This is a genomic window from Candidatus Flexicrinis affinis (assembly GCA_016716525.1).
GTDB classification, from domain to species: Bacteria; Chloroflexota; Anaerolineae; order Aggregatilineales; family Phototrophicaceae; genus Flexicrinis; species Flexicrinis affinis.
This window is the reverse complement of the sequence record JADJWE010000007.1, coordinates 182766-195656: the sequence shown is the minus strand read 5'-3', so window position 1 is coordinate 195656 and position 12891 is coordinate 182766. Positions and strand designations below refer to the sequence as shown.

The 12891-nt window shown below is 61.4% G+C and carries 12 protein-coding genes; 2 read left to right on the top strand and 10 right to left on the bottom strand.

The window, feature by feature from the left end:
• Nucleotides 1-30: 30 nt before the first annotated feature.
• The 5 genes from IPM16_18455 to IPM16_18435 all read right to left on the bottom strand — a co-directional run bounded on the left by IPM16_18455 (nucleotide 31) and on the right by IPM16_18435 (nucleotide 3424).
• Nucleotides 31-1458 (bottom strand): sulfatase-like hydrolase/transferase, encoded by a 1428-nt coding sequence (locus tag IPM16_18455; protein MBK9125084.1) that lies wholly within the window; start codon nucleotides 1456-1458, stop codon nucleotides 31-33.
• A 25-nt stretch (nucleotides 1459-1483) separates the two neighbouring features.
• Complete coding sequence (locus IPM16_18450) at nucleotides 1484-1675, bottom strand: hypothetical protein (GenBank protein MBK9125083.1); 192 nt, start codon at nucleotides 1673-1675, stop codon at nucleotides 1484-1486.
• An 81-nt stretch (nucleotides 1676-1756) separates the two neighbouring features.
• Complete coding sequence (locus tag IPM16_18445; GenBank protein ID MBK9125082.1) at nucleotides 1757-2704, bottom strand: alpha/beta hydrolase; 948 nt, start codon at nucleotides 2702-2704, stop codon at nucleotides 1757-1759.
• A 62-nt stretch (nucleotides 2705-2766) separates the two neighbouring features.
• Nucleotides 2767-2988: a hypothetical protein gene (locus IPM16_18440; protein ID MBK9125081.1), complete on the bottom strand. Its 222-nt coding sequence runs from the start codon at nucleotides 2986-2988 to the stop codon at nucleotides 2767-2769.
• Nucleotides 2989-2995: 7 nt separating this feature from the next.
• The gene (locus IPM16_18435; GenBank protein ID MBK9125080.1) at nucleotides 2996-3424 is read right to left on the bottom strand and encodes a response regulator transcription factor; all 429 of its coding nucleotides are present in this window, start codon (nucleotides 3422-3424) and stop codon (nucleotides 2996-2998) included.
• Between the two features lie 291 nt (nucleotides 3425-3715).
• Between IPM16_18435 and IPM16_18430 the strand changes: the two genes are divergently transcribed.
• The gene (locus IPM16_18430) at nucleotides 3716-3865 is read left to right on the top strand and encodes a hypothetical protein (protein MBK9125079.1); all 150 of its coding nucleotides are present in this window, start codon (nucleotides 3716-3718) and stop codon (nucleotides 3863-3865) included.
• A gap of 127 nt (nucleotides 3866-3992) precedes the next feature.
• Here IPM16_18430 and IPM16_18425 read toward each other — a convergent pair whose 3' ends face one another.
• Genes IPM16_18425 through IPM16_18405 form a run of 5 tightly spaced genes read right to left on the bottom strand, consistent with a single transcriptional unit; the run spans nucleotide 3993 to nucleotide 11626 of the window.
• Nucleotides 3993-5381, bottom strand: coding sequence for a response regulator (locus tag IPM16_18425; protein MBK9125078.1), 1389 nt, complete (start codon nucleotides 5379-5381; stop codon nucleotides 3993-3995).
• A 14-nt stretch (nucleotides 5382-5395) separates the two neighbouring features.
• Entirely contained in the window at nucleotides 5396-5761 is a 366-nt protein-coding gene (locus IPM16_18420) for an Hpt domain-containing protein (GenBank protein ID MBK9125077.1), read from the bottom strand.
• Nucleotides 5758-9294 (bottom strand): GAF domain-containing protein, encoded by a 3537-nt coding sequence (locus tag IPM16_18415; protein MBK9125076.1) that lies wholly within the window; start codon nucleotides 9292-9294, stop codon nucleotides 5758-5760. The genes IPM16_18420 and IPM16_18415 overlap by 4 nt, the downstream gene beginning before the upstream one ends.
• Nucleotides 9295-9335: 41 nt before the next feature.
• Complete coding sequence (locus tag IPM16_18410; protein MBK9125075.1) at nucleotides 9336-9905, bottom strand: hypothetical protein; 570 nt, start codon at nucleotides 9903-9905, stop codon at nucleotides 9336-9338.
• 59 nt (nucleotides 9906-9964) lie between these two features.
• A complete protein-coding gene (locus IPM16_18405; GenBank protein ID MBK9125074.1) occupies nucleotides 9965-11626 on the bottom strand; it encodes an FAD-dependent oxidoreductase in 1662 nt (553 codons plus the stop codon).
• Nucleotides 11627-12279: 653 nt separating this feature from the next.
• On the opposite strand from IPM16_18405, the gene IPM16_18400 reads away from it, so the two are divergent.
• Nucleotides 12280-12867, top strand: a complete 588-nt coding sequence (locus IPM16_18400) for a methyltransferase domain-containing protein (GenBank protein ID MBK9125073.1) — start codon at nucleotides 12280-12282, stop codon at nucleotides 12865-12867.
• Nucleotides 12868-12891 lie beyond the last annotated feature (24 nt).

Sequence of the window (12891 nt, the reverse complement as noted above, 5' to 3'; positions counted from 1 at the left end):
CGTATTATCACGGGCCGACCCGAGCGCGCATCACTTCATCTCGTAGCGACCGGTCGTGAGATGCTCGGGCGGTGTGTAACTCTCTTGTGTCCGCACGTCCAAGAGTGAACGCAGTGTCTGCCGGACCTCGCTGTAGCGCGGATCGTCGGCCAGGTTTACGGTCTCGTCCGGGTCGATCACGAGATCGACCAGCACCGCGTCCTCCTGCTCAGATGGCGGTGCCTCACCATTGATCCGCGTGTTGATCTCGAACCGGAAGCGCCGTGTCCGGATGCATGTCCGGCGGGGCCAACCGTGTTCGTAGTCCAGCGTACCCTGAGCCGAGCTCGGGAACGTGCGACTGCTTGTGTAACCATATCCCACCGTTGCATGAACCGCTTCTGGCGCGGGATCCGTGAACAGGCTTCGCCCTCGCAGATGGTCGGGCGCCGGGATATCCGCAAACGACAGCAGGGTTCGGGCAAGGTCCACGCCTTCGGCGATATCGGCGCGGCGCTGCCCGGCGGGAATCACACCGGGCCATGCGATGATGCGCGGCACGCGCAGCACCTCGGGCGCAAAGGTGAGTTTCTGCAGCCGACCGCCTTCCCCCAGCGAGGTGCCGTGGTCGGACTCGAAGACGATAATCGTGTTGTCGAGGCGCTTCGCTTCGCGTAATGCGGAGAGAAATTGGCCGATCTGCGCGTCGAGCCAAGCGACCAATCCGTAATACTCGACATGAATGCGACGAATCTGTTCGGGGGTGAGTTTGTCAGTGCCGACGATTTCGCGAAAGCGCGCCTCGAACTTGCTCACCGGCTGGGCGTTCGTCAGCGCATCGGGGAAATCGAGCGAGTCATAGAACCGATCGAACGGGGGTGGCGGTAACACAGGCGTGTGCGGCTGCAAGTAGGATAGCCGCATGAAGAACGGCTCAGGCGCGGTCCGTAGCCACCGTATCGCGTTTCGGGTCACCGGATCGGCGGGATACGGACGATCGCCCGGGTAGCGCCCGCCGATGACGATATAAGGGAAGTTCGGGACGTGGATGATGTCCAGTTCCTCGCGCGAAACGCCCTCATAGAATGGCTGCATCTCCCCGCCGTCTTCATCGCTGTGCATCCACGCATTCAGGCCGGGCGGGAGATGGACCTTGCCGAAGTTGGCGGTCGTGTATCCGTGACGGGCGAATACTTCCGGGAATGTCTCGTGGTTCTGCGGGAGACGATACTCCGCCTTGGCGGCCTCGTTGTTGTAAACGCCGGTGTCCTCGGGGTAGAGGCCGGTCAGTGTGCTCGTCCGGGACGACACGCACACGGGCGAGTTGACGAAGCTGTTTTCGAACAGGACGCCGCGTGACGCGATCGAGTCTATGTTCGGCGTGTGCATCCGGCCGTATCGATTGCCATAGCACTCGAGGGCATCGGTGCGCAGCTCGTCACAGTAGATCCACACGATGTTCGGCTTATGGTTGGGCATCGGTCCCCTGCTCCTTGCGGCGGATTTACGGTTCCGGGTGCAGCACGTCGATGTTGGACGCGTCGACAAGGTGGTGCTCGATATAGACCGCCGGAGGGACACGCTCGCCGCGGAGGATGCGGCCAACGAGGTCGACTAATCCCACGCCGTACTGCTCGGGCCGGCCACATCGCGTGACCGGCCCGATGTCATTTAGTGCATGTGCAGATGATGGCATCACGTTCTTACTCGGAGGGCGCGCCGCCCTGCCGCAGTGACGACGTACGACTTTACTTGTGCACCCCCAGTGTATATTGGGTCAGCGTCCCATCAACAGGTTACGCAGTGTGCCCAGTACGGCGTCGGTACGGTCGATATAGTACTCATGACCGCCCCCGACGACGAACGCCAGCTCACTGCGCGTAGAAAGTGCCGCTTGAGCCGCCTGACCGCGCACCCATGCGCTGTCCGCGTCGCTGGCGAGCGCCAGCCTTTCGCCAGCCACCAACACGTGCAGGGGTACGTCCCCCAATTCACCCGCGTCGATGACGCTCTGAGCATTTGCCAGTCGGCTGCCCCATTCTGCAAGCGCCGTCTCGATATAGATCGGGTTGACCGCCAGCGCGATGAACCCCCGCCGCAGGTCTGGCGCGATGTCGCTGGTCAGAGACAGCACCGGGAACAGATTCTGCGGCGTCCAGGCATTCGCCTGAGCAATCGCCAGCGTGGACCGCAAAAGTGCTTCCAGTCCTTGATCCTGTCCTGCGGTGATACCGCTGAGCAGAAATTCCGGCGGCGTGGCGTCGAGCAGGATCACTCCGGCGACGAGATCGGCGTGCTGCGCGGCGAACAAACGGGTGATGAAGCCGCCGAGCGATTGCGCTATCAGAATATACGCCTCGTCCATCTCCGTGCCAGACAGCAGGGCGAATAACTCGTCGCTCAACTGCTGGGTCGTGCGGGGGGTATCCGCCGGGGCGGGGTCGCTCCAGTCGAACCCGGCATGGTCGTAGGCGCATACGCGAGTCTCGGCTGTGAGCGCTTCTTGCAGCGCCCGCATGTTGAACGAAAAACGGGCGAATCCCGGTTCGAGAATGACGGTCGGACTGCCCTCGCCCATACATGTGATATGAAGACGATAGCCGCCAACGTCGATCAACTGCCCCGGCATGGGCGGCGGTTCTTCAAATTCGGTGATGTCCTGCGCCTGGATTGCCGCCCCACTAAAGAGTAGAGCGACGAGCAGGACGATGCGAAAGAAACGCATGGTGTGACCTCCAGTAGCTCATTGAACGTGACGTTCACGCTACAGGGGATCGGCGGCGCGTCCTATCGGTCAAAGGGTGGAAAATAGGTGGAGATTGCGCGAAGCCTCGTGACGATGTTCTCCCCGGCGAGTTCAGCCGTCGCCAGCAGCACAACGACCGCCAACAGCGCAGTCAGAAGGATGTCCTCGACCTGCACACCGTTCTGATGGCAAATGATGCCGGCAAATAGGCCGAATACAGCCCACACAACAGTCACTCCAATGAGGCGATCTTTCGAGTTCATGGTGCCCTCACGATACCAGTTGAAGCGCACGGGCACGGGAGAGGGCTTGCACCCGGCTGCGGACGGCGAGTTTGCGATAGAGATTGTTGATGTGTGTCTTGACGGTGCTGTGGCTGATCACTAGTTCGGCGGCGATCTCGGTGTTGGAACAGCCCTGGGCGATCAGCTCGAGTATCTCGATCTCGCGCGGCGTCCATGCCCCAGATTCAGGTACGGTAGGTTCACCAGGCGGGCTATTCGGTGCGGGCGGATGCGGCGGTAGTCCTTCGTCGGCGCGCGGCGCAAGCAGCAGCGCCGCTGCACAGCCACTGAACAGCAGTATCGCCGCAGGAAAGAATCGCGCAAGTCCGGTCGAGGTGGCGAAAACGATCAGGCTGGTGGTCACGGCAATGCCGAGCGCAGCGAAGACTGCCTGCTGGCGATGTTCTGGGCGCATACAAGAATCCGATCAACTGTGTTGGATGGTTGACTCTATGTACGGATTTCGCGCATTCCTGTTGCTGCTCCGGCTCCGGCGCGCCGCAGACAGCCCGGTCTGAGCGCGGCGCCGTACGTCACGGTCGGCCTGTTGGGCGTCGTGCCGATCGGACTGATCGTCCTTCCGTTGCGGTACCTCCTAGCTGAGACCGCCCGCGGACGTGGCGCGAATCGAACGGCTGACCGGTGTCGGCAATCGCTGGGAGCGGGTAGGGCCGAACCTACGGCCGATGTCCGTGCATGATGCGCTGTGCGTATCGCTTTTCCGACGCCGTCGTACATGCGCAACCGGTATGGCGTCTCACCGGGTAAGTCGGTGTGGCCATACTACGCGCACCGTTGGTTCGATCAGGGCCGCGAGGTCGTCGCGGTTACGCGGAAGCGCCAGCGCCAGCAGTAGATTCTGTATCCAAGCACTAATTGAGAACGGGAACATACGCTTGGACCGGATTCGCGTCACGGGAGTTCAAAATTGGCCCGCACGGCCACATCGTTCAACACGTGCGACCAACCTGTTCGGTCGCGTGTCAGCTTTGCGACAAGCGAAGCGGGATCGACACGGTAAAGCACGTGCGACCGGGTTCGGAGTCCACGGTAATCTCGCCTTTATGCTTCTGCACGATGATGTTGTAGCTGATGTTCAGCCCGAGCCCGGTCCCTTCGCCGATCGGCTTTGTCGTAAAGAATGGATCGAAGATTTTTGGCTGAATGTCGGGCGGAATGCCGGGGCCGGTGTCGCAAATCTCCACGACCACCCGATCGTGCGCCAGGCGAGTACGAATCGAGAGTTGGCCGTGACCGTTCATCGCCGCTGCGGCGTTGTCGACCAGATTTGTCCACACCTGATTCAATTCACTGCTGAATGCCTCGACAACCGGAATAGACTCGTCGTAATCGCGGTTGATCTGTATGCCGTGGCCGAGCCTGCTGCGCATCATCACCAGTGTGTTTTCGAGTCCCTCGTGAATGTTGACGTTCTGTACTGGCGCGCGATCCATGTAGGTGTAGGTCTTGAGCGCCTTGACCAGTTCGGACATGCGCTGTGCGGCCTCTTGCACTTCCTTGGACACCGACAGAATCGCGTAGCTTCCGGCCATCCACGCCAACGTATCGGCAAGCGCGTCCGGCCCGACCTGTTCGAGAATGCGCTGGCCATCTGCGACGCGCAGTCCCATCGCCGTGACGTCCGGGGCGAGTTCCCATGCGTTTTCGATGCCGTTTCCCTCGAGCCAGTCGGCAAGCTCTTGTTCGTAGTCGCTCCGGGTTAGCGAGTCCAGCACTTGCGGAGTCGCGACCGCCGTCATCACGGCATTGACCAGTCCGCCGAGCGTGCCGGCGTCCAGACGGAGACGCTGGCCAAGCCGAAGGTTCTTTTCGAACTGCTGGCGGATTTGCTTGCTCCCGCTTTGCACGGCCGCAGCAGGATTGTTCAGTTCGTGGGCCATACCGGCGCTCAACCGGCCCAGCGTGGCCAGCTTCTCGCTTTGGCGAAGCATCATTTCCTGATGCAGGTATGCCTGTTCTAAGTCTCGAAGCCTTTTCCGGCGCACGCACGACTCGAGGCGCGCCTTGAGAAACACGGCATTGAACGGTTTCGTGAGGAAGTCCTCCGCGCCCATCTCGATGCAGCGTACCGCGGCGTCGAGCTCGTCCAGCGCGGAGATGACGATCACCGGGATGTTTCGCAAGTCCGCATCGGCTTTCATGGATTCGAGGACTTGGTAGCCGTTCATTCCCGGCATCATGATGTCGAGCAGTACCAGATCGAACTCGCCGGTGGACAGCATTTCGAGTGCCACCCGTCCATCTTCAGCCGTTGCCACGTCGTGGCCCTGTTTGGACAGGTTGGCCGACAGCATCAGACGGTTGGTGCGGTTGTCATCGACCACGAGCACCCGCCCGGCGACCTCTTCCATGACGTTCTCTCCGGTCACTCCAGCGACGCGAGCAGGTCTTCGAGAGCTTGCGCCACGCCCTGATATTCGCGGGCGATCTGCGCGGCCAAACTGTGTGCGCCGTTTAGATCGCCGGTCTTGCCCATCATCTCCAATTGCAGGCAAAGTTTCGCCATGTGCAGCGCGCCGAAGTCGCCGGCGTTGCCCTTCAAGCTGTGGGCGTTCAAGCGGACCTGATCGGGGTTGCCGGCGTCGATTCCGCTGTGCAGCGCAGCCAACATGCGCGGGGCATCGGAGAGGAACGTCGTGACGATTTCCGAAAGGATGGCGTCGTCGCCGCCCACCATTTCGCGCAGATTCGCCAGCGCATTCGAGTCGAGCTGGACCGCTTCATTGCTCATGCCGTGCTGCCTCCTGTTTCCGCCGAACTCGCATGCACAAAAGCGGCGGCGCGCTCGAGGGCTTCGACCAGCGCCTGCACCCGGATCGGCTTGCTGACATAGTCGTTCATTCCGGCGGCGATGCACATTTCGCGATCGCCTTCCATCGCATTGGCCGTCATCGCGATGATGTAAGGCAGTTGAGATTGCGAATGGTCGGTGCGCAGCACGCGGGTCGCGGCAAGGCCGTCCATCTCGGGCATCTGGACGTCCATCAGGATCACCTGAAACGGAGTCTGGCCGTACGCTTCCACCGCAGCTATCCCGTTATTGGCCAATTCGGCGCGATACCCTAAGCGGCCCAGCAAGTGATAGGCCAGTTTCTGATTGGTCGGGTTGTCTTCCGCCAGCAGGATGGTCAGCGGCAGGCGGCTTGCCATCGACTCGTCAAACCCGGATGCCGCCGGCGGCGATTCGGCCTGCACGCTCTTGGCGTGTGACTCGCCGCCGTCCAGAATGTCGGCGAGGACGTTAAACACCTGTGATGGCTTGAGCGGTTTGGTCAGGAACGCGGCGAAGTCCTTCGCCTCCTCGACGCTCCGTCGACCCAGCGATGTCAGCATCACCAAGGGGAGGTCGGTGCGGTCTGGCATACTGCGAATCTCTTTCGCCAGCGCAAGCCCGTCCATATCAGGCATCTGCATATCGAGAATGGCGATGTCGAACGGCTCGCCCTCCCGCAGCCACGTCAGCGCCTGCTGCGGGGAGCCGCATGCGAGATATGTCATGCCCCAGGAATCCGCCTGAGTCGTGAGGATGAGCCGGTTCGTCTCGTTATCGTCCACGATCAACAGGCGCTTGCCGGAGAAGTCGTGCTGGGTCTGCTGACGCGCGCTTCGGACCTGTTGGTCGTTACTCTCGGTCGTTATCGTGAAATGGAAGGTCGCACCGCGTCCGGCCACGCCGTCGCTTTCCGCCCACATCGTGCCGCCCATCATCTCGCACAGGCGCTTGCTGATGGCAAGGCCAAGCCCGGTGCCGCCGTAGCGCCGGGTCGTCGACGCGTCCACCTGACTGAATGACCGGAACAGCCGGTGCATCTGTTCCGCGGGTATGCCGATCCCCGTGTCGCGCACCCTGAAGTGCAGCTCGTACGGGGGTCCAGTGTCAGCCGACGCACTGGCGATTCCGGGTACACGCCGCGCGTCGACCGTGAGCACGACCTCGCCCGACTCGGTGAACTTCACCGCATTGCTGAGCAGGTTGATGAGGATCTGGCGCAGCCGCGTCTCGTCGCCAAACAACGTCACGGGCGTCTTGGGGTCGATCAGGTAGGCGAGATCGAGGCCTTTTTCGGTGGCGCGCGCCGCCAACAAGTCGACGGCGCTTTCCATGCAGGTTCGCAGTTCGAACGGTTCGTGCTCTAGTTCGAGCTTGTCGGCCTCGATCTTCGAGAAATCGAGGATGTCGTTGATGATGGTCAGCAGCGATTCGCCGCTCGATCGAATAGTCTCGGCAAATTCGCGCTGCTGCGCCGTCATCGACGTGTCGAGCAGCAAACTGGTCATGCCGATAATCCCGTTCATCGGCGTCCGGATTTCGTGGCTCATCGTCGCGAGGAAGGCGCTCTTGGCCTCGTTCGCTGCTTCAGCGGCGAGCCGCGCGTCCTGCGCATCGGCATACAGCCGCGTGTTTTGAATCGTGATCGCCACCAGCGACGCCATCTGAGTGAGGAGGCTTTCATCGCTCGGGCTGTATACCGCGCGCTGCCTGCTGCCGACGTTGAGCGTTCCGATCACGCGGTCGGAGTAAATGAGGGGGGCCGTCAGCAGCGCGCGCAGGCCTTGCTTCGCCATCGCGCGGGCGTCGAGCAGCTCGCTGTCGTCGATGTCCTGAGTCATCAGCACACGTTTTTCGCGAACGACGATGCCGATACGCGTCCCCGACAGCGGCAGGCGATCGCCGACAGGATACTCTGAATCCGGGCCGCGCAAGGCCGTGACTTCGACGTGCTCACCGTCCTCGGTCAGCAGCGCGATGCTGACACGGTCGGCCGGGATGATCTGCGGAACATATTCCTTGACGACATCGAAGATGGCGTTGCTGCAGTCCGCTAAACTGAGCTGCTTGCCCATCTCGTTGAGCAATTCGAGCTTGTGCGCCTGCGTTTGCGTCATCGTAAACAGGCGCGCGTTGTCCAGCGCGACCGATGCCAGCTCGGCGAAGCGGTTGACCAAGTTGGTTTCCTGTTCGCCGATTGCGGCCTCGCGATCCGGGTCGAAGCCCAGCCCGATCGCCCCAATGGTCAGCTCGTTCGACTTGAGCGGCGCGGCGATCATGGTCTTAATCGGCATGCCGGGACCGTAGAACGACGGGCGGTTGGTCCACGTACGGTAATCCTCGATGATGGTCGTCTGCCCGGTTTCGACCACCTTTCCCGACAATCCCTCGCCGACCTTGAGCCGCGTGCCCACTTCGGTGTCGAATTCACCGGTGCCGATTCGCTTCTCCAGCACATCGCCCGCATCATTGAGCAGGTACATGAATGCGTGCCGGGTGCCTAAAAGCTGCGATGCGCGGCTGACGATGGCCTGCAGTACGTCTGTCAGGTCAAGGCGGCTGATAAGGCCGACGGTGGTGTCGTGCAAGGCGGCAAGATATTCGCGCTGCTTGTCGTTGGCCGCTTCGCTCATCTTGCGCTCGGTGATGTCCGCGCAGTAACAGCGAATCGAAGAACTGGTCGGGATGGGTTGAAAAACCTGCTGATACCAACTATCGCCTGACAGCAGTTCGCGCTGGATCGTGCGGTCAGGCCGCGCATGCAGCGCTTCGATTACTTCGGGGATGCCGCGCAGCAGCGGGTACTTGATCGGGTCGGTCTGATAATCCGGCAGCAGCGTCTTGCCAGCAGGGTTGATGTAGGTGATCGCACCGGCGTCATCGAATTCCAGCACAGGTCCGGGGTTGAGTTCGGGAAACGATGCGAGGCGTTCCAGTTCCTTATTGGCGGCCTGAAGCCGTTCGACTTGCAGTGCCCGATCAATTGCGAGCGCCAGATGGGCCGCAATGGACGTCGCGATCTTGACGTCTGCGCGCGAGAACGCGTCCTTCTTCTTGGCAGCGAAGATCAGCGCGCCCAGCACGCGCCCGTAAGCCGCCAGCGGGAGCGTGAGCAGCGATCCCACGTCATCCGTGAGCACCGCCGTGTCGCTGGCCTCCAACGGCTGCGGCTGTAGTGCGCTCACGTCGGGGATCGTGCGAATCTGCTTGGCATGGATCGCGGCGCCAACGATGCCGATACCGACTGGATACTCGGCGGTGGACGTGGGCACGTGTGTGCCGCTGAGTTCAAGCAGCGATCGATAGGTAAATGCCGTACCATTGTCGTTGGTGAGCGCCAGCAAGCATCGGTCGAAATCGAGCACCCATTTGATCTTGTTGATCAGGTCGCCATACAGCGAATGCAGGTCACCGCTGCCGGCGATGAGCAGCACGATCTCAGACAAGACGCCGAACCGCGCCGCCTGGATATGGGGTGATTCGGGCACCGTCATAGCGGCCTTCCTTGACTCTACGCGATCGGGGCGGGACGGACTCAGCGCGTCAGCGCCTCGACAACCTCCTCTTCGACCTGCAGCTTGAGCGCGTCGGCAAGCAGGTCATTGAACGTCGCACGCGCAGCAACGAGTGCGATCTGGATGATCTCGTCATTCGAGATGCCTAACTGACGCAGTCGTTCGTAGTCATCAAACACGAGTGATTTAGGCTCTTTAGCGACGCGCAGCCCGAATTCGACGATAGCGCGCACGCGTTCCGGCGACACGTTGCCCAGGTCTTCGACCACCTGCGCGAGCACATCCTCATCGATGCCGAGCATGCGGCACGTCAATTCATGATTTGCCTTGCAGTACTCGCACTTATTCCGCTCGGCGACGGCAAACTGCACGATTGACACGAGCGACTCCGGCAGCGTGATGGCATTCATGAAGCTTTTGATTTCGAACCATGCGTGCATCGCTACCGATGGCGACGCTCCAATCGCCTTGGCAAAGTTCGGAACCGACGAGATCTGATACGTTGTCTTGATCTCCTCGAAGAGCGTTGCGACCTCGGGTGACGCTTCTTCCTGCTCGACGATGGGTATACCAGTCTCGGGGTTCAACATGTCCGCCTCGCTTTCGATCCATGACGTCCCACGTGGTGTCTGTGCGGCGTCCAATTACCTTACACCGATTTCAAGTATTGGTGCACTAACCCAACAGCGATCGCGCCTTCGCCCACTGCGGACGCTACGCGCCTCACCGCGCCTTGACGCACGTCCCCGACGGCGAAGATGCCCGGAACGCTGGTCTCCAGATAGTACGGGTCGCGTTGGAGGGTCCAACCGCGCGGGCGTTTCCCTTCGCGAATCAAGTCCTGTCCGGTCAGGATGAAACCGGCGGCGTTGCGTTCGACGACGCCCGCGACGACCTCGGAATGCGGTTCGGCCCCGATGAACAGGAACACCGCGCTGCACGGCAGGCGCGATATCTCTCCCGAACCCACATCGGTGATCGTGATGGCATCGAGCTTCTGACTGCCCTCCATCTCGGCGATGGTTGTGCGCAACAGCACACGGATGTTTGGCGTGGCGCGTATCTGATCTACAAGGTACTGCGACATGCCGCGCTCCAGGCTGGATCCGCGCACCAACATCGTCACTTCGCTGGCGAACTTGGAGAAGAACAACGCGCCCTGTCCGGCCGAGTTGGCCCCGCCCACGATGCACACGTGTTGGCCGCGATAGTGGGCTGCCTCCGTAAGCGCCGCCCCGTAGTAGACGCCGGCGCCGGACAAGCGGCTTGCGCTCTCGATATCAAGCCGCTTGACGGTGACGCCGGTCGCTACGATCAGCGCATGGCAGCTCAGTTCGGTGCCATCGGACAGCGTGACGATGCGGTATGGACCATCGACACGTACGGACTTCGCCTCTTGCGTGGTCAGGATTTCGGTGCCGAAGCGGATCGCCTGTGTCGTCGCGCGCTGGGCAAGGTCAGCGCCGCTCAGCCCTTTGGGAAAGCCGAGGTAATTCTCGATGCGAGAGCTGGTGCCGGCTTGTCCGCCGGTGGCCTCTTTCTCGATCATGGCCGTGCGCAATCCCTCGGACGCGCCGTAAACTGCGGCGCCAAGGCCCGCCGGCCCGCCGCCAATGATGATCAGGTCGTAGAACGGTTCGCGCGCCTGGGTCTGCAGACCGATGATTTCGGCGATGTCGCGGTGTTCGGGGTTGCTGAGGAACGCGCCGTCGGGAAAGAACACCAGCGGGATGCTGGCTTGATCATCTGCCATGGACTCGACGAGCGCCGCCGCTTCTGCGTCGCGTTCGACATCGAGCCACAGGTACGGGATGCGGTTGCGCGACAGGAAATCCTTGATGTCGTGCGACCGCGGCGACCACAAGGTCCCGACGACCCGGATGCCGTCGTACGGGACCGGAACGGTGGCGAGCCAATCGGACAACAGGTCGTCAAGAATGGGGTAGAGCTGCTGATCGGGCGGATCCCACGGCTTCATGAGGTAGTAGTCGAGACCGATCTTGTTGATGCTGTCGATCGCCGCGTTGGTGTCGGCGTAGCCGGTCAGAAGGACTTTGCGTGCGTCGGGGTAGAACGGGCCGGCTTCTGCGAGAAAGGCAGTGCCCTCCATCTGCGGCATGCGTTGATCGACTAGGAACAAGGCCACTTGTTCGCTGCGCTGCTTCAATCGGTGAACGATGGTAATGGCTTCGGAGCCGCTGCCCGCGCTCACGATCCGATAGTCTTTCGCATAGTGCTGACGCAAATCACGCTCGATGGCGCTCCGTACCGCGGGATCGTCATCGACGGCCAGTATCACGGGCTTTGGCACGGAGGCTTTCCTTTCTGGGGTACGCCGGCCACTCGGCTGCGGCGTGTGCGACACGTGTACGTGTGTCGTGTTGTGTGATCAACGGACGAGCAGGTCCAGGACTTTCCGTCGGGTGCGCATTTCACAAGCCACACGACGTACGGGGTGAAGGTTCCCACTGGGTTCTGCCGCTGCGCGGGGTGCGCGTATTGCCGTGCGAACGGCATCCGGTTGCGTGAAGGAAGCGACGAGCGCAAACTCGCCTCAGCCAACCGATCCGGTGATCATGCTGAGTCACGGCTCAATACGGCGTGATGCATGCACGGCGAAGAGGAATACGTGTCGGTTCGGTCATACAGAGGCCCCCCTCGTCTTGACGTACCGATGTCTATGGTGGATGTGCGCGAACAAGCCCTCGGAATGTGCCCTACGCGGAGTCGTGCAAGTGCACACTGCGCGTCAGTGTAACAATTGTCGTTTCATTCGCAAAAAACGCAACCACGTCGACCGGCCAAGCCGGGGCGATACACCCAACGTGACGTGTGGAGGATGGCCGCATGGCCGCCGGCGGAGGGTCGCGGGATCCTATCCTCTGCCGTAGATTGACCCCATGGCGTAATATGGAGTCTTCGACAAGTGCCAAACGGAATTCCCGACTCGAAAGCGTGCTCCCAATGACGAGTGACTCGCGCAGCAGATTTGTCGAACGCTATGAGGTGCAAGATACCCCGTGGGATACGGGGATCACGCCGCCCGAGATTGTGCAGATCGTTCAGGAGCTGCCCCCCGGCAAAGCATTAGATCTGGGCTGCGGCACCGGGACCAATCTGGGCTATCTGCTGGACCACGGCTGGCAGGTGGATGGTGTGGACTTCGTGCCGCAAGCCGTGGAGCGCGCACAGGCCAAGCTGGCCGGCTTTCCGTCAGAACGGTTCAGTGTCTACTGCCACGACGTCACGCGGCTAAACGAGATAGCCGGGTTGCGCTCGCCGTACGATCTGGTGATCGATATTGGTTGTGGCCATGGCATTCCGGTGGATCAGGCAGCCCAATACGCCCGGGATGTGGCATCGCTGATGAGGCCGGGCGGCAGTTGGATGCTGTATGTCCATCAACCATCTGAGGGACGCGCCTTCGGTTGGCGACCCGACGATGTGCGGCGCATCTTCTCATTGGGCTTCGAACTGATGCAGGAGATCCTCAGCACGGATACGACGAATGGAAGCCCCTCAGGCTGGTATCGGCTGACCCGATCAGGCTGAACTGAAGGACTAGAGGAAACAGCG